The organism is Pseudomonas sp. D8002 (assembly GCF_013385695.1).
GTDB lineage: Bacteria > Pseudomonadota > Gammaproteobacteria > Pseudomonadales > Pseudomonadaceae > Aquipseudomonas.
This window is the reverse complement of sequence record NZ_JACAPM010000024.1, coordinates 267,280-290,543: the sequence shown is the minus strand read 5'-3', so window position 1 is coordinate 290,543 and position 23,264 is coordinate 267,280. Positions and strand designations below refer to the sequence as shown.

General features: G+C 62.3%; 19 protein-coding genes. 11 read left to right on the top strand and 8 right to left on the bottom strand.

Annotated elements, in window-relative coordinates; genetic code table 11:
* Positions 1 to 24: 24 nt before the first annotated feature.
* The 7 genes from HX807_RS14195 (at position 25) to HX807_RS14165 (ending at position 9,034) form a co-directional block, all read left to right on the top strand.
* Positions 25 to 2,295 (top strand): heavy metal translocating P-type ATPase, encoded by a 2,271-nt coding sequence (locus HX807_RS14195; protein WP_177050280.1) that lies wholly within the window; start codon positions 25 to 27, stop codon positions 2,293 to 2,295.
* Positions 2,296 to 2,311: 16 nt separating this feature from the next.
* The gene (locus HX807_RS14190) at positions 2,312 to 3,175 is read left to right on the top strand and encodes a LysR family transcriptional regulator (RefSeq protein WP_177050278.1); all 864 of its coding nucleotides are present in this window, start codon (positions 2,312 to 2,314) and stop codon (positions 3,173 to 3,175) included.
* Between the two features lie 212 nt (positions 3,176 to 3,387).
* A complete protein-coding gene (locus tag HX807_RS14185) occupies positions 3,388 to 4,464 on the top strand; it encodes a putative 2-aminoethylphosphonate ABC transporter ATP-binding protein (protein WP_177050337.1) in 1,077 nt (358 codons plus the stop codon).
* Between the two features lies 1 nt (position 4,465).
* A complete protein-coding gene (locus tag HX807_RS14180) occupies positions 4,466 to 6,190 on the top strand; it encodes a putative 2-aminoethylphosphonate ABC transporter permease subunit (RefSeq protein WP_177050276.1) in 1,725 nt (574 codons plus the stop codon).
* A gap of 23 nt (positions 6,191 to 6,213) precedes the next feature.
* Positions 6,214 to 7,230: a putative 2-aminoethylphosphonate ABC transporter substrate-binding protein gene (locus tag HX807_RS14175; protein WP_102604111.1), complete on the top strand. Its 1,017-nt coding sequence runs from the start codon at positions 6,214 to 6,216 to the stop codon at positions 7,228 to 7,230.
* Between the two features lie 125 nt (positions 7,231 to 7,355).
* Positions 7,356 to 8,480 carry a TIGR03364 family FAD-dependent oxidoreductase gene (locus tag HX807_RS14170; protein ID WP_177050274.1) on the top strand — a complete coding sequence of 375 codons (1,125 nt, stop codon included), beginning with the start codon at positions 7,356 to 7,358 and terminating at the stop codon, positions 8,478 to 8,480.
* Positions 8,480 to 9,034: a phosphonate degradation HD-domain oxygenase gene (locus tag HX807_RS14165; RefSeq protein ID WP_177050272.1), complete on the top strand. Its 555-nt coding sequence runs from the start codon at positions 8,480 to 8,482 to the stop codon at positions 9,032 to 9,034. The genes HX807_RS14170 and HX807_RS14165 overlap by 1 nt, the downstream gene beginning before the upstream one ends.
* On the opposite strand, the gene HX807_RS14160 is transcribed toward HX807_RS14165, so the two are convergent.
* A complete protein-coding gene (locus tag HX807_RS14160; protein ID WP_134327481.1) occupies positions 9,031 to 10,404 on the bottom strand; it encodes a DUF3482 domain-containing protein in 1,374 nt (457 codons plus the stop codon). The two genes, HX807_RS14165 and HX807_RS14160, sit on opposite strands and share 4 nt — an antisense overlap.
* Positions 10,397 to 11,776, bottom strand: a complete 1,380-nt coding sequence (locus tag HX807_RS14155) for a DUF2868 domain-containing protein (protein WP_177020253.1) — start codon at positions 11,774 to 11,776, stop codon at positions 10,397 to 10,399. Before HX807_RS14155 ends, HX807_RS14160 begins: the two co-directional genes overlap by 8 nt.
* A gap of 90 nt (positions 11,777 to 11,866) precedes the next feature.
* Between HX807_RS14155 and HX807_RS14150 the strand changes: the two genes are divergently transcribed.
* Entirely contained in the window at positions 11,867 to 12,379 is a 513-nt protein-coding gene (locus HX807_RS14150; protein ID WP_008438965.1) for a dihydrofolate reductase, read from the top strand.
* Positions 12,380 to 12,528: 149 nt separating this feature from the next.
* On the opposite strand, the gene HX807_RS14145 is transcribed toward HX807_RS14150, so the two are convergent.
* Positions 12,529 to 13,920: an L-cystine transporter gene (locus HX807_RS14145; protein ID WP_003213804.1), complete on the bottom strand. Its 1,392-nt coding sequence runs from the start codon at positions 13,918 to 13,920 to the stop codon at positions 12,529 to 12,531.
* Between the two features lie 241 nt (positions 13,921 to 14,161).
* Between HX807_RS14145 and HX807_RS14140 the strand changes: the two genes are divergently transcribed.
* Positions 14,162 to 15,220, top strand: a complete 1,059-nt coding sequence (locus tag HX807_RS14140; RefSeq protein WP_003213803.1) for a phosphorylcholine phosphatase — start codon at positions 14,162 to 14,164, stop codon at positions 15,218 to 15,220.
* Positions 15,221 to 15,413: 193 nt separating this feature from the next.
* Here HX807_RS14140 and ilvD read toward each other — a convergent pair whose 3' ends face one another.
* The 4 genes from ilvD to HX807_RS14120 form a co-directional block, all read right to left on the bottom strand.
* Complete coding sequence (ilvD, locus tag HX807_RS14135; protein ID WP_003213802.1) at positions 15,414 to 17,255, bottom strand: dihydroxy-acid dehydratase; 1,842 nt, start codon at positions 17,253 to 17,255, stop codon at positions 15,414 to 15,416.
* A gap of 330 nt (positions 17,256 to 17,585) precedes the next feature.
* A complete protein-coding gene (locus HX807_RS14130; protein ID WP_003213801.1) occupies positions 17,586 to 18,044 on the bottom strand; it encodes a transposase in 459 nt (152 codons plus the stop codon).
* 212 nt (positions 18,045 to 18,256) lie between these two features.
* Positions 18,257 to 19,453, bottom strand: coding sequence for an MFS transporter (locus HX807_RS14125; protein WP_003213800.1), 1,197 nt, complete (start codon positions 19,451 to 19,453; stop codon positions 18,257 to 18,259).
* A gap of 232 nt (positions 19,454 to 19,685) precedes the next feature.
* Entirely contained in the window at positions 19,686 to 20,882 is a 1,197-nt protein-coding gene (locus HX807_RS14120) for a class I SAM-dependent rRNA methyltransferase (protein WP_003213799.1), read from the bottom strand.
* A gap of 299 nt (positions 20,883 to 21,181) precedes the next feature.
* Between HX807_RS14120 and HX807_RS14115 the strand changes: the two genes are divergently transcribed.
* Positions 21,182 to 21,994: an HDOD domain-containing protein gene (locus HX807_RS14115; RefSeq protein WP_173882995.1), complete on the top strand. Its 813-nt coding sequence runs from the start codon at positions 21,182 to 21,184 to the stop codon at positions 21,992 to 21,994.
* Positions 21,995 to 22,015: 21 nt separating this feature from the next.
* The gene (gene mutM / locus HX807_RS14110; protein WP_008438968.1) at positions 22,016 to 22,828 is read left to right on the top strand and encodes a bifunctional DNA-formamidopyrimidine glycosylase/DNA-(apurinic or apyrimidinic site) lyase; all 813 of its coding nucleotides are present in this window, start codon (positions 22,016 to 22,018) and stop codon (positions 22,826 to 22,828) included.
* A 133-nt stretch (positions 22,829 to 22,961) separates the two neighbouring features.
* Here the strand turns inward: mutM and HX807_RS14105 are convergent, their stop codons facing one another.
* On the bottom strand, positions 22,962 to 23,213 hold the full coding sequence (locus HX807_RS14105) for a YfhL family 4Fe-4S dicluster ferredoxin (protein WP_003213796.1): 252 nt from the start codon (positions 23,211 to 23,213) through the stop codon (positions 22,962 to 22,964).
* Positions 23,214 to 23,264 lie beyond the last annotated feature (51 nt).

The following is a 23,264-nucleotide window of genomic DNA, read 5'->3' as shown; positions in this document are numbered from 1 at the left end:
AGGCACCTTTACGGACGCGACAGAATGAGCGATTCCATCCACACCCCGCACAAGCACGACCATGATCATGACCACGCGCACGATCACGGCCCCAAGCTCAAACCTGTGCAGAAGCACGACCATGGCAGCCATGGCGATTCCTGCTGTTCCAGCAAGGCCGCGCCGGCGCTGGTGAAGCTGACCGAAGCCCCGACAGCGGGCTCGCGGCTGAGCACCTTCCGCATCGAAGCCATGGACTGCCCCACCGAGCAGACGCTGATCCAGAACAAACTGGGCAAGCTTGCGGGTGTGCAGCAGCTGGAATTCAACCTGATCAACCGCATTCTGGGCGTCACCCACGACCTGCCGACGACCGCGCCGATCATCGACGCCATCAAGTCCCTGGGCATGCAGGCGGACCCCATCGAAGAAGGCGTCGCCCCGGCTGAGCCGCCGGCGAAGAAGCACTGGTGGCCGCTGGCCGTGTCCGGCGTGGGTGCGTTAGGCGCCGAAGTGCTGCACTTCACCAACGCAGCCCCGACGTGGGTGATCGCCCTGGTCGCGCTGATCTCGATCTTCAGCGGCGGCCTCACCACCTATAAAAAGGGCTGGATTGCCCTGAAGAACCTCAACCTGAACATCAACGCCCTGATGAGCATCGCCGTGACCGGCGCGATCCTGATCGGCCAGTGGCCGGAAGCCGCGATGGTGATGTTCCTGTTTACCGTGGCCGAACTGATCGAAGCCAAGTCCCTGGACCGCGCGCGCAATGCCATCAGTGGCTTGATGCAGATGACCCCGGAACAGGCCACGGTTCGTCAGGCCGACGGCAGTTGGGTTGAACAGGATGTCAAAATCATCGAACTGGGTGCCATCGTGCGGGTTCGTCCCGGCGAGCGTATTGGTCTCGACGGTGAAGTCACCTCCGGCCAGTCCACCATCGACCAGGCGCCGATTACCGGTGAAAGCCTGCCGATCGAAAAGACCGTGGGCGACAAAGTCTTCGCCGGCACCATCAACCAGGCCGGCTCCCTGGAATACAAAGTCACTGCAGCCGCCAACAACTCCACCCTGGCGCGGATCATCCACGCCGTGGAACAGGCCCAGGGCGCCCGCGCGCCAACCCAGCGTTTTGTCGACACCTTCGCCAAGGTCTACACCCCGGCGGTGTTCATCTTTGCCCTGGGTGTGGCGTTGATTCCGCCGCTGTTCATGGGCGGTGTGTGGTTTGAATGGGTCTACCGAGCACTGGTATTGCTGGTGGTCGCGTGCCCATGTGCACTGGTGATTTCCACCCCGGTGACCATCGTCAGCGGCCTGGCGGCCGCGGCGCGCAAAGGCATCCTGATCAAGGGCGGTGTGTACCTGGAGGGTGGCTACAAACTCGACTACCTGGCCCTCGACAAGACCGGCACCATCACCCACGGCAAGCCGGTGCAAACCGATTACCTGGCGCTGTTCCCGAACATGGAAGACAGCGCACCGGCTCTGGCCGCGAGCCTGGCCGGGCGCTCCGATCATCCGGTGTCCCTGGCCATCGCCAACGCGGCTGTGGACAAAAACCTCACCGTGCACACTGTGGATAACTTCGAGGCCCTGACCGGGCGCGGTGTGAAGGGCGAGATCAATGGAGAGATCTATTACCTGGGCAACCACCGTCTGGTGGAAGAGCTGAACCTGTGCTCGCCGGCCCTGGAGAAGAAGCTCTTCGCCCTGGAAAAACAAGGCAAGTCCGTGGTCCTGCTGCTGGACAAGTCCGGCCCGCTGGCGCTGTTCGCCGTGGCCGACACCGTGAAGGACACCAGCCGCGAAGCCATCCAGCAGTTGCATGACCTGGGCATCAAGACCCTGATGCTGACCGGCGACAACACCCACACGGCCAAGGCGATCGCCGATCAGGTGGGTATCGACCAGGCCCAGGGCGACTTGTTGCCCACCGACAAACTGCAAGCCATCGAAGCGCTCTACGCCAAGGGCCACCGGGTCGGCATGGTCGGCGACGGCATCAACGACGCCCCGGCGCTGGCCCGTTCCGAGATCGGGTTTGCCATGGCTGCTGCGGGTACCGATACCGCCATCGAGACCGCCGACGTGGCCCTGATGGACGACGACCTGCGCAAGATTCCAGCATTCATTCGGCTGTCGCGGCAAACGTCGAGTATCCTCAAGCAGAACATCGCCCTGGCCCTGGTGATCAAGGCGATCTTCCTCGCGGTGACCTTCCTTGGGATGGCCACCATGTGGATGGCGGTGTTCGCCGACATGGGCGTGAGCCTGCTGGTGGTATTCAATGGTCTGCGCCTGCTGCGCAAATAGTCGATGAGAGGGTGGTGTGCTGAGTGCCGAGCTGAAGGCGTTTTACATGGTCGCCCGCCTGGGCAGCATTACCCAGGCGGCGAAAAAGCTCGGGCTCAGCCAGCCCACGGTGACCACCCAGATTCGTCACCTGGAAAGCCAGTACTCGGTGGAATTGTTCTACCGTGGCGGGCGCCGCCTGACCGTCAGCGACGAAGGCGCGCGGCTGTTGCCGATGGTCAAGGCGCTGTTGCAGCAGGAAGCGGACATCGAGTTTTTCCTGCGCAACAGTGGCCAGGTACAAGGGGCCTTGAGGATTGCCGCGACGGCACCTTATTACATCCTCGACCTGGTCAAGACCTTCCGCGAGCGGCTGCCGCAGGTCGAGGTTTCGGTGGAGATCGGCAACTCCCAGCAGGTGCTGGAAGCGCTGGATGACTACCGCGTCGACGTCGCCGCCTCGTCCCAATTGCTTGAAGACCCGCGCCTGATCCGGCGGGTACTGGGCATGGACCCGCTGGTGCTGGCGGTGCATCGCAATCATCCGCTGGCGGTGCTTGAGCATGTACCGCTGACCGCGCTGGCCGGGCATACCTTGCTGATGCGCGAGCCGGGGTCGACCACCCGTCGATTGACCGAAGAGATGTTGCAGGGCGCCGGAGTGAGTTACGGGCCGCTGCTGGAGATCGGCAGCCGGGAATCGATCCGTGAGGCGGTGTTGCGCAATATCGGCATCAGCATCATTGCCCGCCAGGAAGTGCCCCACGACCCGCAATTGCGCGTGCTGACCATCGAGAGTGCGCCGCAGATTCCCGAGTATTTGTACTGCCTCAAAGAGCGAAAGGGCGCGCGGTTGCCGGCGGCTTTCCTGGGGTTGGCCCAGGAAATGTCCCCTCTCTGATCGTTCCCACGCTCTGCGTGGGAATGCCGGCCTGGACGCTCCGCGTCCGCTCTTAAGGTCGTGACGCGGAGCGTCACAGGATGTATTCCCACGCAGAGCGTAGGAACAATCTGTCGGCACAACCCAAATCCACCAATACCACTATCGCCACGTTTTGCCTTTCTGCCACAAGAGGGACGCATTGCCTGCCTAGGATGACCTTCATCAGTTTGATGAGGTGCTCCATGAACACAGCCATGACTAATCCCGGCGCGCCAATGAAGGTGCGCGGTGTACAGAAACGCTTCGGCGCCTTCACCGCGCTGGATAACGTGTCCCTGGACGTCGCCGCCGGCGAACTGGTGTGCCTGCTGGGCCCGTCGGGCTGCGGCAAGACCACCTTGCTGCGCTGCATCGCCGGCCTGGAACGCCAGGACAGCGGCGAGTTGTACCTCGGCGACCGCGATGTTTCCCTGCTGGCACCCCAGGCACGGGACTACGGCATTCTGTTCCAGTCCTACGCGCTGTTTCCCAATCTCACCGTCGAAGCGAACATCGGCTACGGCCTCACCGGCAGTGGCCGCGATGAAGTGCGCAAGCGTGTCGGGCAGATGCTCGAACTGGTGGGTTTGGTGGGCAGCGAAAAGAAATACCCCGGCCAACTTTCCGGCGGCCAACAACAGCGTGTGGCACTGGCTCGCGCCCTGGCGCCGGCGCCGTCCTTGCTGCTGCTGGACGAACCCATGTCGGCCCTCGACGCCCGGGTGCGCGAGCATCTGTGCACCGAGCTGCGCCAACTGCAACGTCGCCTGGGCATCACCACCCTGATGGTCACCCACAACCAGGACGAGGCCATGCTGATGGCCGACCGCATTGCCGTGATGAACAACGGCAAGGTCGAGCAGTACGCCACGCCCCAGGAAATCTACGACCGCCCGGCCACACCGTTCGTGGCCGAGTTTGTCGGCCAGGGCAACTGGCTGCCGTTCAGTCGCAACAGCGCCAGCCACGCTCAGGTTGGCGGCATGAACATGCGCCTGGCGGACAACGCAGGCGTCGCGAAATCGGGCCGTCTGTTCTGCCGCCCGGAAGCCATCAGCGTCAACCCGCCAGTGCATGAAGAAAACCTGTTCCCGGCCAAGGTCCGCGAGATCACTTTCCTCGGCAACCGCTGCCGCATGAGCTTCGAGCTGGACCAACTGCCCGGCCATCCGCTGCTGGCCGAATTGGCCCCGGAAGCCATGCCGCGCCTTGGCGCCCAGGACATCTGGGTCGCGCTGCCCCCGCGCAGCCTGCAGGTGTTTGCCTGAGATGGCCCGCGATATGACTCTGCCGATACCCGATAACGTGGCTTGTCAGGTTTCCCGTGCCGAACTCGGCGACCGTATTTTTGTAGTCGGCGGCAAGCTGCTCTGGCTGTGCCTGCTGGGCGTCGCCGTGCTGATGCCGCTGCTGGCGATCTTCTGGCGCGGCTTCAGCAGTGAAGCCGGGCAGGGCGGTGGCCTGGTGGCGGCGCGGGAGTTGGTCACCAGCGACAATTTCCACTGGTTGCTCGGTAACAGCCTGAAGGTTTCCGGCAGCGTTGCCGCCATCGTCGTACCACTGGCTTATCTGTTTGCCTACGCTTTGCAACGCACGCTTATTCCGGGCAAGGCGATCTGGCGCGGCATGTCGCTGCTGCCGTTGATGGCACCGTCGATGCTGCCCGGGATTGCGCTGGTCTACCTGTTCGGTAACCAGGGCATGCTGCGCGGGCTGCTGTCGGACAACATCTATGGCTTCTGGGGCATCGTCCTCGGCGAAGTGATCTACACCTTTCCCCATGCCTTGATGATCCTGTTGTCGGCGCTTTCCCTGGCGGATGCACGTTTGTTTGACGCCGCATCGAGCATGGGCGCGAGTCCCGCCCGGGCGTTTCGCAGCATCACCTGGCCGGCGACGCGCCAGGCCGTGTTTGCCGCGTTTTGCCTGGTGTTCACCCTGACCATCACTGACTTCGGCGTGCCCGTGGTAGTCGGTGGCGACTATCAAGTACTGGCGCTGGAAGCCTACAAAGCTGTGGTCGGGCAGCAACAATTTGGCCGCGGTGCTTTGATCGGCATGGTCCTGCTGCTGCCGGCGCTGTTCAGCTTCGGCGTTGACGCCTGGCTGCGCCGCCGTCATGGCGACTCCATGAGCGGCCGCGCCCAGGTGTTCCAGCCGGCGCCGTCGAAACTGCGGGATGGCTGCTACCTGGCCATCGTCCTGCTGATCTGCGCGATCCTGTTGCTGGTGTTCGGCATGGCGGTCTACTCGTCGCTGGTGAAGTTCTGGCCCTACAACCTGTCGCTTTCACTGGCCCACTACCAGTTCGAGGACACGGCCGGCGGCGGTTGGCTGGCCTACCGCAACAGCATCACCATGGCCCTGCGCACTGCATTGATCGGCAGCGTGCTGATCTTTACCGGCGCCTACCTGATGGAAAAGACCAGGGGCCAGAAGGGCCTGAACCTGGCGCTGCGCATGCTCAGCTTCGTGCCGATGGCGGTGCCAGGGTTGGTGCTGGGCCTGGGCTACGTGTTCTTTTTCAACCTCAACGGCAACCCGCTGCATGTGCTCTACGGCACCATGACGCTGCTGGTGGTGTGCACCATTGCTCACTATTTGACCACCGCCCAAATGACCGCCACCACGGCCCTGCGTCAGTTGGACGCCGAGTTCGAAGCCGCCGCGCTGTCCCTGAAGGCGCCGCTGTACCGCCATTACCTGCGGGTCACCGTGCCGATCTGCCTGCCGGCGCTGCTGGACATCGTGCGCTACCTGTTCGTCTCGGCGATGACCACCGTCTCCGCCGCGATCTTCCTTTACAGCCCCGACACCATCCTCGCCGCCGTCGCCGTGCTGAACATGGACGACGCCGGCAACGTCGGCGGTGCGGCGGCCATGTCGACCCTGATCCTGTTCACCTCGGCGGGCGTGTCCTTGCTGCTGGCGTGGGCCTCACGCGGCTTGTTGCGCCGCTCCCAGGCCTGGCGCCAAACCGCGCCCGGCCAATAATTCACCCATAAAGGAACTGCACCATGTTCAAGCCCCTGGCGTTAGCCGCTGCTGTGCTCACTGCGTTCAGCCTGAATGCCTTCGCCGCCAAGACCGAGTTGACCGTGTACACGGCCCTCGAAGCCGAGCAATTGAAGACCTACAAACAGGCCTTTGAAAAGGTTAACCCGGACATCGAGATCAAATGGGTGCGCGATTCCACCGGCATCATCACCGCCAAGCTGCTTGCCGAAAAAGCCCGCCCGCAGGCTGATGTGGTCTGGGGCCTGGCAGCTTCCAGCCTGGCGATTCTCGATCAGCAGGGCATGCTGCAAAACTACGCACCGGCAGATTTGAGCAGGATCGGTGCGAACTACCGCGACGCCGCCAACCCGCCGGCCTGGGTCGGCATGGACGTGTGGGCTGCGACCATCTGCTTCAACACCGTCGAAGCCGAAAAGCAGGGCCTGAGCAAGCCGGTGAGCTGGCAGGACCTGACCAAGCCTGAGTACAAGGGCAAGATCGTGATGCCCAACCCGGCCTCGTCCGGCACCGGTTTCCTGGATGTGAGTGCCTGGTTGCAGACCTTCGGCGAGAAGCAGGGCTGGCAGTACATGGACGACCTGCACCAGAACATCGGCCAGTACGTTCACTCCGGTTCCAAACCCTGCAAGCTGGCGGCCTCGGGTGAGTTCCCGATCGGCATTTCCTTCGAATACCCGGCCGTTCAGCTGAAGCGCCAGGGCGCACCGCTGGACATCATCCTGCCGAAAGAAGGCCTGGGCTGGGATATCGAAGCCACTGCCGTGATCAAGGGCACTGCCCACGCAGACGCGGCACAGAAACTCGCCGACTTCTCCGCCAGCCCCGCGGCGATGGAGCTGTACAAGGAAAACTTCGCGGTACTGGCCCAGCCGGGCATCGCCAAGCCGCAGACCGAGTTGCCGGCGGACTACGAGCAGCGGTTGATCAAGAATGACTTTGCCTGGGCGTCGAAAAACCGCGACAGCATCCTGACCGAATGGCGCAAGCGCTATGACGGCAAGTCGGAAAAACAATAACCACCGATCGTTCCCACGCTCTGCGTGGGAACGCTGCTCTGGACGCTCTGCGTCCGCTTTTGTAGTCGTGACGCGGAGCGTCACAGGATGCATTCCCACGCGGAGCGTGGGAACGAGAGGTCTTCATGACACAACTGCTGATCATCGGCGCCGGCATCCTCGGCCTGTCCCATGCCTTTGCCGCTGCCAAACGCGGCCTCAAGGTCAAGGTCTTCGAGCGCAGCGCCACCCCGCTGGGTGCTTCCGTGCGCAACTTCGGCCAGGCACTGGTCACCGGCCAGCCGCCCGGGCCGATGCTCGACCTGGCGCGGGAAAGCCGCGAAATCTGGGGCCAGTGGGCGCAACTCGCCGGCATCCAGCTCAAGCGCAACGGCTCTTATTTGTTCGCCCGCACCGAAGCCGAAGAACACTTGCTTGAAGCCTTCTGCGCCGGTCGCGCGCAAGAACACGGTTATCGCGTCAAGTTGCTGCAAGGCGCCGCCCTGCACGAGCTGTACGGTGGCCAGTTCGCCCATCACCGCGCTGCGCTTCACGGCCTGGATGATCAACAACTGTATTCGCGCGAGGCTATCCCGGCGCTGATCAACTACCTCAGCCGCGAACTGAGCGTGGAGTTTCATTTCTCCACCCTGGTGCGCGACATCGAGCCCGGCCAGGTGCACACCACTGCCGGCTCCTTTCGCGGCGAGCAGATCATTGTCTGCTCCGGTCACGACTACCAGACGCTGCTGGCCGAGCAGATTGCCGAACTCAACCCGCAAATCTGCCGCCTGCAAATGCTGCGCGCCCGGCCAGTGGTGGAGTTGAACCTGCAACACGCGCTGCTGACCGGCCTCAGCTGCGTGCACTACGGCGCCTTCGCCGACTTGCCGGAAGCCGCGCCGGTACAGGCCGAAATTCTGCGGGATGTACCGCACCTGCATGAAAACGGTATTCACCTGCTGATCAGCCCGACACCCTATGGCGAACTGATCATCGGGGATTCCCACCATTACGGCAGCGATCCTTCCCCGTTCAACGCCGAACAGGTGGACAACTGGATGATCGAACTGGCCGAACATACCCTGGGCTGCAAGATCCAGGTCGTGGAGCGCTGGCAGGGCGTCTATGGTTCCCGTGGGCCGGGGCCGTTCTCGTTCACGCGGGCGGCGCCGGGGGTGAGCGCGGCGTTGATGCACACCGGCGTGGGCATGAGCGTTGGGCCGGCGATGGCGGAGCGCAATATCACAGAGTTGTGGGGGAGCGCGTGATGAACGCAGAGCAGGCAATCGCCGAGGTCTTCGGCCTTTACGAACAGCACGGCACGGCTGACTACATCGGCGAACCGGTCTCGCAGATCGAGCACATGTCCCAGGCTGCGCAGTTGGCCATGGCTGAGGGCTTCGATGATGAAGTGGTGCTGGCAGCGTTCTTCCACGATATCGGGCATATCTGCGGCCAAGGTGGCGAGAACATGGGCGGTTATGGTGTGGTCAGCCATGAACGGCTGGGCGCCGATTATCTGCGCCGGGCGGGCTTCAGCGAGCGCCTGGCAAAACTGGTGGAATACCACGTGCAGGCCAAGCGTTACCTGACCTTCAGCCAGCCGGACTACTACGCGCGGTTGAGCGAGGCCAGCCGCCGCACCCTGGGTTACCAGGGCGGCGTGATGACCGCCGAGGAAGCCCAAGCGTTCGAGCAGGACCCGCTGTGCGCCGTCAGTCTGCGCATGCGTCACTGGGATGAACAAGCCAAGGAAATGCACGTGCCGGTGCTGGACCTTGAAGTGTTGAAATCCAAGGCCCGGCAATTGTTGGCGGCTTAGGTCTCGTCCAGGCGCTGGGCCAGGGCTTCGATCTGTTCCTGGCGTTCGGCCTGGCTCAATTTGGGGTGCGGGTTGAGGGACGACCATTGCGGATGAGCCCGGGCCTTGTTCAGGGCTTCGGGCAATTTGCCTTCGCGCCAGGTCTTGTCCTGTGGCGTGTCGACCTTGATGCTGTGGATCGCCGCATGGCCCCGCAGGTTCAGGGCCTTGAGCAGTTGCCGCTGGCGCAGGGCCAACAGGCGCAGCACGCTGTCGTCGACGGTCAGCTCGCGCTGGCCCTTGATCTTGCCCAGCAGGCGGCTGCCATAACTGCGGGCAGTTTGCAGCGCGCCTCCCGCGATGGCTCCGGCGAGGGCGGCGGCGCCGAGGGTCAGGCCGCCTACGAGTAGATCCACACCTGCACCGGCCGCCGCGCCGGCTGCGATACCGCCACCGACCCGCACGCCCAGTTGCTTGAGGGTCTCGGGGTTGAACAGGTCATCGCCCCAGCGCCCGTCCAGCAGCGGTAAATCGCTGGCGGCGGCGTCCTGCGGGCGGAAGCCGAACAGCTTGAGCAAGGCTTCCACGCAACGCTGTTCGCGCTGGCGCACGGCTTTGCGCAGTTCGCTGATGGCTTGCTGTTCTACCTCGGCTTCGCTGACCACGCTGCGGCGGCAGGCGGCGCAGTCGATCAGCAGTTCGGCGATCAGCCGCGCCGCACTTTGCTGGCGGGCCTGGCGCTGGGCTTCCTGATCAAGGATCAGCCGTTCCAGTTGCCCACGGGAGTTTTCCAGCAGCAGGGCGAGGCTTTCATAGAGCCGGCGCTCGCCGTCTTCCGGCGGCGCGACGCTGTCGAAACGCACCAGCGCGTGCAGGCCGAGGCGGGCGAGGGCTTCGCGCCAGTCCGGCTCGCGGTGGTCGGCGCTGCTGACAAAATTGAGCACCGGCAGCAACGGCTTGCCACAGCTGGCCAGCACTTGCAGCTCATCGCGGTACTTGGCCAGCACCGGCTCCCGGGCGTCTATCACATACAGCCCGGCGTCGGAGGCGAGCAGTTGGCGCAGCACCTTGGCTTCCTGTTCGAAGCGTTGCCGGGCCTCGCTGCCTTCCAGAAAACGCGCCAGCCGTGCCGGGCCGTCGAGGCGTTCGCCGGGGCGGTCCAGGCGTTCGAGGTAATCGAGCAGGGCGATGGCATCTTCCAGGCCCGGCGTGTCGTACAGCTCCAGCAAGGCTTCGCCGTCCACCGACAAGCGCGCACCTTCGACATGCCGGGTGGTGCTGGGACGATGGGAGACTTCACCAAAGCCGACGTCTCGCGTGAGCGTGCGCAGCAACGAGGTCTTGCCGACGTTGGTGTGGCCGACCACCGCAAGTTTCAGGGGCTTAGTCATGACCGGTCTCCAGCCAGGTGAGCGGCGCGCAATCGGCGAACGGTATCTCCAGTTGTTGCAAGGCCGTGTGCCAATCACCCAGGCGCTCAGCATCCAGGGCTTGGCCGGCGGGCGCTTGCAGCAGCCAGACCCGAGTGGCGGTGGCGCTGCGGGCCAGTTCGGCAATCAGCGCGAGGCTGCCGCGATCCGGCGAGCGCCGCGGGTCGCAGGCAATGGCCAGGCGTGCGGGCGGGAAGCGGGTGAGTTGCTCCAGCAGCTTGTTGCGGGATTCACGGCTGTCGAGGATGCCGGCGTCCTTGACACTGGCCGGGAGCTTCGGCGGCCATGGGCGCTGGTCGTCCAGCTCAATGGCCACCAGCAGGGCGCCGTCGCTTTCCAGTTCACTGACGCCGCCGGTTACGTGGTGCAACTGTTCGGGCGCCGCATCGTTGACCCCAAGCCGTTCGCTGCTGGGCATCAATCGTTCACGCAGTTGGCTGTAGCCGGGCAGGTTAAGGTCGAGGCTCAGGGCGGCGCGCCCGCGTTTCCAGCGCCACAGGCACAGCAGCGCGAGGATCAGGCGCGGCAGGATGCCGTATACCAGCAGCACGCCCACCAGCCAGGCGGCCCAGGCCTGGCGGGCGCTTTCGATATTCAGGGCGGCATCGCCGCTGGCGCGGATCATCTCGACAGTGGGCACATTGAAGCCGAGCAAGGCGGGCAGGGCGCCGAGGGTTTGGGTCACGGCGACAAAGGTGTCCGCCCGCAGGATGGTGGTTTCCCACACAAAGCCGTAGCGCCGGGTGGCCAACAGCGTCAGCAGGATCACCAGGGCGCTGAGCAGGGCCAGCAGCCACAGGCTGTTGACCAGCACACCGACGGCCCAGCGATTGAGTTTGCGCCGTTGCAGCAACAGCAGCAGGGCGGGCGCCAGTTGCGCGGCCTTGGCGTCGCGGGCGAGTTTTTCGCTGAGCCATAACCACAGGCGGCCGAGGCTGGCGCTGTGTTCACCGGCAAACAACAGGCCCAGGGCCCAGCTCAACAACAGGATCAGGTTCAAACCCAGCAGGCTGCCCAGGGCCCAGAACACATTGACCGGCGCCAACCCGTTGCCCAGCGCGGCAAACGCCAGGCCGGCGCCGCTGATAATGGCGACTGCCGCCAGCAGGATCAGCGCCAGGCGCGCACCTTGCAGCCAGCGGGTCAGGGCGGCGGTCAGGCCATCGCGTTCGGCCAGCCACAGCGCGCGGTTTTGAATGCGCGTGGGCAAATCGCCGCCGGCGCTGCGGGCCAGGCGATTGGCTTCCTGGTCTTCCAGGGCGCCCGCGTGTTCCTCGCGCAGGCGCACGGTCTCGGTCAGCCAGAGTGTTTGCAGGGGGTTCAGAGCTGTCACGCGCCGTCCTGTTGAGCCAGTGAGTCTGGAGCATAACCGCTGGAACGCCGGTTGGGGTATGCCGCGCGCGGCTCTGGTATTCTCGTCGCCATGAAAAAAACTCTCCCTTTAAGCCTGATCGCAGCCCTCGGTGAAAACCGTGTGATCGGCGTCGACAACAGCATGCCCTGGCATTTGCCGGGGGATTTCAAATATTTCAAGGCCACCACCCTGGGCAAGCCGATCATCATGGGGCGCAAGACCTGGGATTCCCTGGGGCGACCGTTGCCGGGCCGGTTGAACATTGTGGTCAGCCGTCAGACCGACTTGGCGCTGGAAGGTGCGGAAGTTTTTCCGTCACTGGACGCGGCCGTGGAGCGGGCTGAGGAATGGGCCAAGGCGCAGGGCGTGGATGAGCTGATGCTGATCGGCGGCGCGCAGTTGTATGCCCAGGGGCTGGAGCAGGCGGACCGCCTGTATTTGACGCGGGTGGCGTTGAGCCCGGACGGGGATGCGTGGTTTCCCGAGTTTGATTTGAACCAGTGGAAGCTGGTGTCGAATGTCGAGAATGCGGCAGAGGGTGATAAGCCGGCTTACAACTTCGAAGTCTGGGAAAAAGCCTAAAAATTCATGTGGCGAGGGAGCTTGCTCCCGCTGGGCTGCGAAGCGGCCCCGAAAGCTGATCCCTCAATCTCTCAGAAAACTCGGTCGCCTGCTTTGGGGCTGCTGCGCAGCCCAGCGGGAGCAAGCTCCCTCGCCACAACGTTCAGCCGTTAAGCCTGTGCCAGCTCCGCATGCTCATCCGCATTCAACAGCTCTTTATCCGTCTGCTGCATGATCTGGCTGGTAATCGCCCCCGCCGTCATCGAACCGTTCACGTTCAATGCCGTACGGCCCATGTCGATCAGCGGCTCAACCGAAATCAGCAGCGCCACCAGTGATACCGGCAAGCCCATCGCCGGCAGCACGATCAGCGCGGCAAACGTCGCACCGCCGCCCACGCCCGCCACACCGGCCGAACTCAAGGTCACAATCGCCACCAGGGTCGCGATCCACAGCGGGTCCAGCGGGTTGATACCCACGGTCGGCGCAACCATCACCGCCAGCATCGCCGGATAAAGGCCGGCACAACCGTTCTGGCCAATCGTCGCGCCAAACGAGGCGGCAAAGCCGGCGATGGACTGCGGGATCCCCAAACGACGGGTCTGCGCTTCAATGCTCAGCGGGATGCTGGCGGCGCTGGAGCGGCTGGTGAAGGCAAACGTCAGCACCGGCCAGACCTTGCGGAAGAACCGCAGCGGGTTGATCCCGGCCAGCGACAGCAGCAGGCCATGCACCACAAACATCAGGCCCAGGGCCAGGTACGACACCACCACAAAACTGCCGAGCTTGATGATGTCTTGCAGGTTGGAGCTGGCGACCACTTTGGTCATCAGCGCCAATACGCCGTACGGGGTCAGCTTCATCACCAGGCGCACCAGGCGCATCACCCAGGCTTGCAGGGTGTCGATGGCGTTGAGGACTTTCTGGCCTTTTTCCACGTCATCCTTGAGCAGTTGCAGCGCGGCAACCCCGAGGAATGCAGCGAAGATCACCACGCTGATAATCGACGTCGGCTTGGCCCGGGCCAGGTCGGCGAACGGGTTCTGCGGGATGAACGACAGCAGCAGTTGCGGGATATTCAGGTCGGCGACCTTGCCCGCGTAATCACTCTGGATCACTTGCAGGCGGGCCATTTCCTGGGTGCCGGCCACCAGGCCTTCGGCGGTGAGGCCGAACAGGTTGGTCAGGCCGATACCGATCAGCGCCGCGATTGCCGTGGTGAACAGCAGCGTGCCGATGGTCAGGAAGCTGATCTTGCCCAGGGACGAGGCGTTATGCAGGCGGGCCACGGCGCTGAGGATCGAGGCGAACACCAGCGGGATCACGATCATTTGCAGCAACTGCACGTAACCGTTGCCGACCAGGTCGAACCAGCCGATCGAGGCCTTGAGCACCGGGTTGCCGGCACCGTAGATCGCGTGCAGCACCACACCGAAGATCACGCCGAGGACCAACGCGAACAACACCTTCTTGGCGAGGCTCCAGTTGGTTCGGCGGGTTTGTGCCAGGCCCAGCAGCAAGGCCACGAACACCAGTAAGTTGAGAATCAGGGGCAGATTCATTGAAGCTCCGTTGAGAAGGCAGCCAATCGCAGGAGCCTGCGATTGCGAACCGGCAAGCCTAACAGCTTGAAATATATTGATTTAATAACGTTATCGCATGGTGACTGTCGTTTTTGGAATAAGCGGGTGACGCGCAGGCGTATGGCATTGGCGCGATCACGACGAAAGCGGTCGCGCTCGGGCGATAACTGTCATACAGATTTGTTAGCGTCGATGTCTTTCACTCAGGGAGAAAACGCACATGAAGCTAGCGCCGAAACTGTTTGCCGCCGCGCTGTGCCTGGGCCTCGCGAGCCAGGCCTTTGCCGCCACCGAGTTGAAACATTGGCCTGCGGCTGCCGCCAAGCAACTGGACACGATGATTGCCGCCAATGCCAACAAGGGCAACTTCGCGGTGTTCGACATGGACAACACCAGTTACCGCTACGACCTTGAAGAGTCGTTGCTGCCGTACCTGGAAAACAAGGGCCTGATTACCCGCGACACCATGGACCCTTCCCTGAAGCTGATCCCGTTCAAAGACACCGCTGACCACAAGGAAAGCCTGTTCAGTTACTACTACCGCCTCTGCGAAGTCGACGACATGGTCTGCTACCCGTGGGTCGCGCAGATTTTCTCCGGCTTCACCCTCAAGGAACTCAAGGGCTACGTCGACGAGATGATGGCGTCGGGCAAGCCGGTGCCGGTCACCTATTACGACGGTGACGTGGTCAAGAACATGGAAGTGCAGCCGCCGAAGGTCTTCACCGGCCAGGCTGAGCTGTTCAACAAGCTGATGGAGAACGGCATCGAGGTCTACGTGATGACCGCCGCTTCCGAAGAGTTGGTGCGCATGGTCGCGGCCGATCCGAAGTACGGCTACAACGTCAAACCCGAGAACGTCATCGGCGTGAGCACCTTGCTCAAGGACCGCAAGACCGGCGAGCTGACCACCGCCCGCAAGCAGATTGCCGCCGGCAAGTATGACGAGAAGGCCAACCTCGGCCTGGAGCTGACCCCGTACCTGTGGACCCCGGCCACCTGGATGGCCGGCAAGCACGCGGCGATACTGACCTACATCGACGAGTGGAAAAAACCGGTGATCGTCGGTGGCGACACGCCGACCAGTGACGGCTACATGCTGTTCCATGACGTGGACGTGGCCAAGGGCGGCATCCACCTGTGGATCAATCGCAAGGACAAATACATGACCCAGCTCAACGGCATGATGGCCAAGCACGCTGCGGCCCAGGCCAAGGAAGGGTTGCCGGTGACGGCGGATAAAAACTGGGTGATCGTCAAGCCGGACGAGATTCAGTAATTACGGCTGGACTCGGTCAAAAATGTGGGAGCGGGCTTGCTCGCGAAGGCGGTGGATCAGCCAGCTTATTCAGTAACTGGCATACCGCAATTCGCGAGCAAGCCCGCTCCCACAGTTGATCTTCTTTGTTTGGGGAATTATCTCCAGACAAAAAAATGCCCCGCACATGGCGGGGCATTTTTACGGGCGAGGTTTACAGACCGTCAAGCATCGCCTTGTTACGCACAGCACCCTTGTCGGCACTGGTGGCCAGCAGGGCATAAGCCTTCAAGGCGGTGGTGACTTTGCGCGGACGCTTCTCCACCGGCTTCCAGCCTTTCTTGTCCTGCTCGACCCGGCGTGCCGCCAGTTCTTCATCGCTGATCAACAGGTTGATCGAGCGGTTCGGAATGTCGATCAGCACCTTGTCGCCATCCTGCACCAGGCCGATGGCGCCGCCCGCAGCAGCTTCCGGCGAAGCGTGGCCGATGGACAGGCCCGAGGTCCCGCCGGAAAAACGGCCGTCGGTCAGCAAGGCGCAGGCTTTGCCCAGGCCCTTGGATTTCAGGTACGACGTCGGGTACAGCATCTCTTGCATGCCCGGGCCGCCTTTCGGGCCTTCGTAACGGATGATGACGATGTCGCCTTCCTTCACTTCGTCAGCGAGGATGCCGCGTACCGAGCTGTCCTGGCTTTCGTAGATCTTGGCGCGGCCTTCGAACACGTGGATCGACTCGTCGACACCGGCGGTTTTCACGACGCAGCCATCCAGGGCGATGTTGCCGTACAGCACGGCCAGGCCGCCCTCTTTCGAATAGGCATGCTCGACACTGCGGATGCAGCCGTTTTCACGGTCGTCGTCGAGGGTTTCCCAACGGGTCGACTGGCTGAACGCGGTCTGCGTCGGGATGCCGGCCGGGCCGGCCTTGAAGAAGTGATGCACGGCTTCGTCAGTGGTTTGGGTGATGTCCCACTTGGCGATGCCTTCGGCGATGGATTTGCTGTGCACGGTCGGCAGGTCGGTGTGCAACAGGCCGCCACGGGCCAGGGAGCCGAGGATCGAGAAGATCCCGCCGGCACGGTGCACGTCTTCCATGTGGTACTTCTGGATGTTCGGCGCGACTTTGCACAGTTGCGGCACGTGGCGGGACAGGCGGTCGATGTCCCGCAGGTCGAAGTCGATCTCGGCTTCCTGGGCGGCGGCCAGCAAGTGCAGGATGGTGTTGGTGGAACCGCCCATGGCGATGTCCAGGGTCATGGCGTTTTCGAACGCCTTGAAATTGGCGATGTTGCGCGGCAACACCGACTCATCGTTCTCGGTGTAGTAACGCTTGCACAGCTCGACGATGGTGCGGCCGGCTTGCAGGAACAGCTGCTCGCGGTCGCTGTGGGTGGCCAATGTGGAGCCGTTGCCCGGCAACGCCAGGCCCAGGGCTTCCACCAGGCAGTTCATCGAGTTGGCGGTGAACATGCCGGAGCACGAACCGCAGGTAGGGCAGGCGCTGCGCTCGTATTCCGCGACCTTCTCGTCAGAAGCGCTGGAATCGGCGGCGATGACCATGGCGTCCACCAGGTCGAGGCCGTGGGAGGCGAGCTTGGTCTTGCCGGCTTCCATCGGGCCGCCGGAGACGAAGATCACCGGGATGTTCAGGCGCAGGGCGGCCATCAGCATGCCGGGGGTGATCTTGTCGCAGTTGGAGATGCACACGATGGCGTCGGCGCAGTGGGCGTTGACCATGTACTCCACGGAGTCGGCGATGATCTCGCGGCTCGGCAGGGAATACAGCATGCCGTCATGGCCCATGGCGATGCCGTCATCCACGGCGATGGTGTTGAATTCTTTCGCTACACCGCCGGCGCGTTCGATCTCGCGGGCGACCAGTTGGCCCAGGTCCTTGAGGTGGACGTGGCCGGGTACGAACTGGGTGAACGAGTTGGCAATCGCGATGATCGGCTTCTTGAAGTCGTCATCTTTCATCCCCGTGGCGCGCCACAGTGCGCGGGCGCCGGCCATGTTGCGGCCGTGGGTGGATGTTTTCGAGCGGTAATCAGGCATTGGAGCACTCCGGGCGGCTAATCAAGTACTAAAGGGGAGTGAGCTTCTAATTGACGACTGGAACACCCGAAAAATGGCCGTGTGTCCGGAAGTTGCCACTCGCGTCGCGGGATCGCCGCTTGCTTGGGCCTCGAGCTCATAAACCCGCCGGGGGATGACTGGCGATGAATAGGTCCGATTCTACACCGCTGGCGGCCGGAGGGAATGGCCGTCTACCTGTAGGAGCGAGCTTGCTCGCGAAAAACGTCAACGGTAACGCAGCGCTATCAGGTGGTCCGTGTCGTCTGTTGGTTTTTCGCGAGCAAGCTCGCTCCTACAGGGTTGCGTATTTCACAGCCACATGGCGTCCCAGAGCGGATAGTCGCCGATACGCTCAACCAGCCCTGCTCTTAATGGATTGGCGACGATGTATCGAGCTGTTGCTTTCAGGTCATCTTCCCGGCGTAGCGCCCGATCAAAGTAGCCCTTTTGCCAAAGTGTCCCGTGGCAACTCCTCGCTTTGTTAATGGCGTGGGCACTTCGCGACTTGGTAATCCGCATCAGTCTCGGCAAATCGCCGTTGTGCAATTCCACCAGCCAATGGAAATGGTCCGGCATCACGACCCAGGCCAGTGAGGTCGCCTCGCCGTCGTCCTGAGCCTTTCTGAATTCGCGAACAAGCAGGCGACCAATGCGCCAGTCCTGGAAGACCAGCTGTCGTTGATGGGTGACGGCGGTGAGCAGGTAAATGCGGCCGGATTCCGAATAGCGGCCTTTACGCAGCCGATGGGCGTTTTGCTGGGTGGACATTCCTTCGTCCTCTTCGTGTGGGTAGAAGAGAGACGGTAGGAGGCAACAGTGTCTATTGGCGTTTAAACACTGGTTCTGAATATGTCATGCCTTCTGTAGGAGCGAGCTTGCTCGCGAAGAACGTCAACGATAACGCAGCACTATCAGGTGGCCCGTGTCGCCTATATGTTTTTCGCGAGCAAGCTCGCTCCTACAGTGGGAGTGGGAGAGCGTTAGCGTCCGACTCTGATGTTCGTCACTACGCCCCAAACGCTGAGCACGATGAAGCTGATGGCGATGGTCATCAGCAAGTTGTCTCCGGCTTGGGCGAGCGCGGCGCTGCTGACGGCGGCGGTGATGAACATGATGCTGTTGCCGGCCGACGCGGCGGTGCCGGCGCTGCTGGAGAACAGCAACATGGCCGCGGAAATCGCGGCGGGGCGAACCAGGGTCACGGCCAGGGCGCTGATCAGCATCGGGATCAGCAGGGTGATGGTGGTCATGGCCTCATAGCTGATCACCAGCGTCAGCAATACGCCTGCGATCCCCAGCAGGCCCAGCCCGAGGTTGATTTGTCGCGTGAGGGAGATATGTTTCTGCAGTGCAGTTGCTGCAACGCCGCCCAGCAGGTAGGCAACGCCATACACCATCAGCACTACCGCGTACTGGTATTCGGACAGCTTCAACTCATCCATGAAAATCAGCGGTGTCACGCTGATCAAGGCGAAGTAACACGCGAATACCAACGCGGCGATCCACCAGTAACGGATGAAGTCCCGGTTGCTTGCGATGGATTTCAGCGTGGCGATGATCGAAACAGGGGCTCTTTCAGGGCTGGCCGCCTTGGACGGCAATATCAGCCAGGCATGGATAAACATGCCTAGCGCCATCACCGCAAATCCATAAAAGCTGCCCTGCCAATCAAATGTGGTTTGCAGCCAGGAGCCGAGCAGCGGCGACAGCGCAACGAACGATCCGCTCAGGGTCATGTAGTAGATGCGGATGCGGGCGCGATCCTGCTCTTCGAAAAGGTCTTCAACCAGCGCATGGCCGAGCACAAAAAAGCCACAGCCGATGGCCTGGACGGCGCGAAACAGCAGGAAACTCGGGTAATTCGCCGCCAGTGCGCAGCCGATCGAGCCTAGAGTGGAAACCACGATGCACCCCAGCAGCACTTCCTTGCGCCCGAATTTATCTGAAAGCGGGCCGGCGATCAGTTGGGAAATCGCAAAAACCAGAGTGAACAGGCTGATGGATAAGGCGACCTCAGCAGTTGAGGTATCGAACTTCGCGGCCAGGGCTGGAAAGGAGGGCAGCAGGATATTGATCGGGAAGAAGCTGATCAGCGAGATGCAGGTGATGAGGATGAAGCGCGAGCGTTGTTGGCGTTTTACGTCGCCATGGGGTGGCGAATAAGAGGACTCAGACATTGTTTTTATTTTCCGGAGTAAAACCAGAAACCGATACTAGTCTGCGAAACGGGGAATTCAATCAAAAGTGTTGTGGGAGGCCAAGCCCATGATGGTGTGTGTTGCCGTTGTAGGAGCGAGCTTGCTCGCGAAGAACGTCAACGATAACGCAGCGCTATCAGGTAGCCCGTGTTGTCTATTCGTCTTTCGCGAGCAAGCTCGCTCCTACAGTTGATCCGGTTCCAATTGGGCGTTAGCTGTTCGGCAACAACCGGCAAGTAATGCTCTTGATATACCGGGTCTCGGCAATCGCCGGGTGCACCGGGTGGTCCGGGCCCTGGCCGCCGCGTTCCAGCATCTGGATGTTGCGATCCAGGTGACGGGCGCTGGTCAGCAGGATGTTTTGCAGGTCGTCTTCCGGCAAGTGCATCGAGCACGACGCGCTGACCAGGATGCCGTCCTTGCTGAGCAGGCGCATGGCTTGCTCGTTCAGGCGGCGGTAGGCGCCTTCGCCGTTCTTCATGTCTTTCTTGCGCTTGATGAAGGCAGGCGGGTCGGCCACGATCACGTCGAAACGCTCTTCGCTGGCTTTCAGCTCTTTGAGGGCTTCGAACACGTCGCCTTCGATGCAGGTCATTTTCTCGGCAACGCCGTTCAGTGCCGCGTTGCGCTCCACGCCGTCGAGGGCGAAGGCGGAGGCGTCGACGCAGAACACTTCACTGGCACCGAAGGCGGCTGCTTGCACGCCCCAGCCGCCGATGTAGCTGTACAGGTCGAGTACGCGTTTGCCTTTGGCATACGGGGCCAGGCGGGCGCGGTTCATGCGGTGGTCGTAGAACCAGCCGGTCTTCTGGCCCTGGATCACCGGCGCTTCGAACTTCACGCCGTTTTCTTCGAGGGCAACCCACTCCGGCACCAGGCCGAACACGGTTTCGACGTAGCGGTTGAGGCCTTCGGCATCACGCGCGGCGGAGTCGTTCTTGAACAGGATGCCGCTTGGCTTGAGCACTTGGGTCAGTGCGGCAATCACGTCTTCCTTGTGGGCTTCCATGGTCGCCGAAGCGATCTGCACCACCAGGATGTCGCCGAAACGGTCGACCACCAGGCCTGGCAACAAGTCGGAATCGCCGTACACCAGGCGGTAGAACGGCTTGTCGAACAGGCGGTCACGCAGGGACAGGGCGACGTTGATGCGGTGTACCAGCAGCGACTTGTCCAGCGGCAACTTGATGTCGCGGGACAGCAGGCGGGCGCAGATCAGGTTGTTCGGGCTCATGGCCACGATGCCGAGGGTCTTGCCGCCGGCTGCTTCCAGGATCGCCTGGTCGCCTGCCTGGAAGCCGTGAAGAGGTGTGGCGGCCACATCGATTTCGTTGCTGTAGACCCACAGGTGGCCGTTACGCAAACGACGATCGGCGTTGGCTTTGAGACGCAGGCTTGGCAGGGACATGACGTCGCTCCGGAAAAAAGAGCGGGAGTATACCGTGTTGTGCAGTACTTGGCGGTGCCGCCGGACATGTGGGAGCGGGCTTGCTCGCGAAAGCGGAGGATCAGTAAACCCATTCCGTGGCTGACACACCGCTTTCGCGAGCAAGCCCGCTCCCACATTCGGTCCGGTTTCAGTTCGGGTTTTTGAGGTGTCAGCCTGGTTGCCATAAAGGTTAGAATCGCCGCCTAGTCCAGAGTGTGCCCCCTATGTCCCAAGAGCTATCCGCCGAACAGATCCAACAGAGCCTCCAAGGCATCAGCGTGCCGCCTCAACCGCAAATCATGGTGGATTTGCAGATGGAGCAGTACATGCCCGATCCGGACCTGGAAGTGATCGCCCGGCTGATCGCCCAGGACCCGGGCCTCTCCGGCTCGCTGCTGAAGATCGTCAACTCGCCGTATTACGGTCTGAGCAACAAGATCGTCTCGATACAGCGCGCGGTGAACCTGCTGGGCAGCCGCTCCATCGTCAACCTGATCAACGCGCAGTCGATCAAGGGCGAGATGAGCGACGACACCATCGTCACCCTCAACCGTTTCTGGGACACCGCCCAGGACGTGGCCATGACCTGCCTGGCCCTGGCCAAGCGCACCGGCAGCCAGGCGGTCGATGAAGCCTACGCATTGGGGCTGTTCCACGATTGTGGCGTGCCGTTGATGCTCAAGCGTTTCCCGAACTACATGAGTGTGCTGGAAGAGGCCTATGCCAACGCCGGCCCGGAGTGCCGTGTGGTCGACACCGAGAACCAGGCGTTCAACACCAACCATGCCGTGGTGGGTTACTACACCGCCAAATCCTGGCGCCTGCCGGAACATGTGACCGATGCCATCGCCAATCACCACAATGCCCTGGCGATTTTCAGCGACGAGTCCAACCACAAGCCGCAGCTGAAAAACCTGCTGGCGATCCTGAAAATGGCCGAGCACATTTGTGCGTCGTACCGCGTGCTGGGCAACCAGGTGGATGACCATGAGTGGAACGCCATCGGCCCGCTGGTGCTGGACCATATCGGCCTGTCGGACTACGACTTCGAGAGTTTGAAGTTGTCGATCCGCGAGCTGGGCGCGCACTAACCCTTTTTCCAAGAGGTACACATGCCCGAGTTACCGGAAGTCGAAACCACCCGGCGCGGAATTGCGCCGCACCTGGAAGGCCAGCGGGTCAGCCGTGTGGTGGTGCGTGAGCGGCGCCTGCGCTGGCCGATCCCGGAAGACCTGGATGTGCGGCTGTCCGGGCAACGCATCGTGCTTGTGGAGCGGCGGGCCAAGTATTTGTTGATCAATGCCGAGGTCGGCACGCTGATCAGCCACTTGGGGATGTCGGGCAACCTGCGCCTGGTGGAAGCCGGCAGCCCGGCGGCCAAGCATGAGCATGTGGATATAGAACTGGAGTCGGGCCTGGCCCTGCGCTACACCGACCCGCGACGCTTTGGCGCGATGCTCTGGAGCCTCGACCCGCTGAACCACGAGCTGCTGATCCGCCTGGGGCCGGAGCCGTTGACCGACCTGTTCGACGGCGAGCGGCTATTCCAGCTGTCCCGTGGACGCTCGATGGCGGTGAAGCCGTTCATCATGGACAACGCGGTGGTGGTGGGGGTGGGCAATATCTACGCGACGGAGGCGCTGTTTGCCGCCGGGATTGATCCGCGCCGGGAAGCCAAGGGCATTTCCCGTGGGCGTTACCTGAAGCTGGCGATCGAGATCAAGCGCATCCTGGCGGCGGCCATCGAGCGCGGCGGCACCACGCTGCGGGACTTTATCGGCGGCGACGGGCAGCCGGGGTATTTCCAGCAGGAATTGTTCGTCTATGGCCGTGGTGGCGAGGCGTGCAAGGTCTGTGGGACTGAGTTGCGCAACGTGATGCTGGGGCAGCGGGCGAGTGTGTTTTGCCCGAAGTGTCAGAGCTGACAATTTGTGGTGCTGCTGATGGCCTATTCGCGAGCAAGCCCGCTCCCACATTCGACTGCATTCCAAAGGTGGAACTCGGTCGAATGTGGGAGCGGGCTTGCTCGCGAAGGGGCTTAATGAAGCGCCAAGGGACTTAGGCTTTGCCGGTAATCAACCGGTACTTCTCCATCAGTTGCTCTTCCGTTTCCGGATGAGCCTCGTCCAGCGGAATGCAATCCACCGGGCAAACCTGCTGGCACTGGGGTTCGTCGTAGTGGCCGACACACTGGGTGCACAGGTTGGGGTCGATCACATAGATCTCTTCACCCTGGGAAATGGCAGCGTTCGGGCACTCGGGTTCGCAGACGTCGCAGTTGATGCAATCGTCGGTGATGATCAGGGACATGGAAACTCCTGCCAGGGCTGTCAGCCAAGGCATCTGAAAACTAATGCGCGC

Excerpts from the sequence above, each read along its gene's own strand:
- HX807_RS14120 (WP_003213799.1), bottom strand. The coding sequence starts at position 20,882 with ATGTCCCTGCCAAGCCTGCGTCTCAAAGCCAACGCCGATCGTCGTTTG.
- HX807_RS14105 (WP_003213796.1), bottom strand. The coding sequence starts at position 23,213 with ATGTCCCTGATCATCACCGACGATTGCATCAACTGCGACGTCTGCGAA.
- HX807_RS14180 (WP_177050276.1), top strand. The coding sequence starts at position 4,466 with ATGGCCCGCGATATGACTCTGCCGATACCCGATAACGTGGCTTGTCAG.
- HX807_RS14170 (WP_177050274.1), top strand. The coding sequence starts at position 7,356 with ATGACACAACTGCTGATCATCGGCGCCGGCATCCTCGGCCTGTCCCAT.
- HX807_RS14140 (WP_003213803.1), top strand. The coding sequence starts at position 14,162 with ATGAAGCTAGCGCCGAAACTGTTTGCCGCCGCGCTGTGCCTGGGCCTC.
- ilvD (WP_003213802.1), bottom strand. The coding sequence starts at position 17,255 with ATGCCTGATTACCGCTCGAAAACATCCACCCACGGCCGCAACATGGCC.
- HX807_RS14185 (WP_177050337.1), top strand. The coding sequence starts at position 3,388 with ATGAGGTGCTCCATGAACACAGCCATGACTAATCCCGGCGCGCCAATG.
- HX807_RS14165 (WP_177050272.1), top strand. The coding sequence starts at position 8,480 with ATGAACGCAGAGCAGGCAATCGCCGAGGTCTTCGGCCTTTACGAACAG.
- HX807_RS14130 (WP_003213801.1), bottom strand. The coding sequence starts at position 18,044 with ATGTCCACCCAGCAAAACGCCCATCGGCTGCGTAAAGGCCGCTATTCG.
- HX807_RS14175 (WP_102604111.1), top strand. The coding sequence starts at position 6,214 with ATGTTCAAGCCCCTGGCGTTAGCCGCTGCTGTGCTCACTGCGTTCAGC.
- mutM (WP_008438968.1), top strand. The coding sequence starts at position 22,016 with ATGCCCGAGTTACCGGAAGTCGAAACCACCCGGCGCGGAATTGCGCCG.
- HX807_RS14195 (WP_177050280.1), top strand. The coding sequence starts at position 25 with ATGAGCGATTCCATCCACACCCCGCACAAGCACGACCATGATCATGAC.
- HX807_RS14145 (WP_003213804.1), bottom strand. The coding sequence starts at position 13,920 with ATGAATCTGCCCCTGATTCTCAACTTACTGGTGTTCGTGGCCTTGCTG.
- HX807_RS14150 (WP_008438965.1), top strand. The coding sequence starts at position 11,867 with ATGAAAAAAACTCTCCCTTTAAGCCTGATCGCAGCCCTCGGTGAAAAC.
- HX807_RS14125 (WP_003213800.1), bottom strand. The coding sequence starts at position 19,453 with ATGTCTGAGTCCTCTTATTCGCCACCCCATGGCGACGTAAAACGCCAA.
- HX807_RS14160 (WP_134327481.1), bottom strand. The coding sequence starts at position 10,404 with ATGACTAAGCCCCTGAAACTTGCGGTGGTCGGCCACACCAACGTCGGC.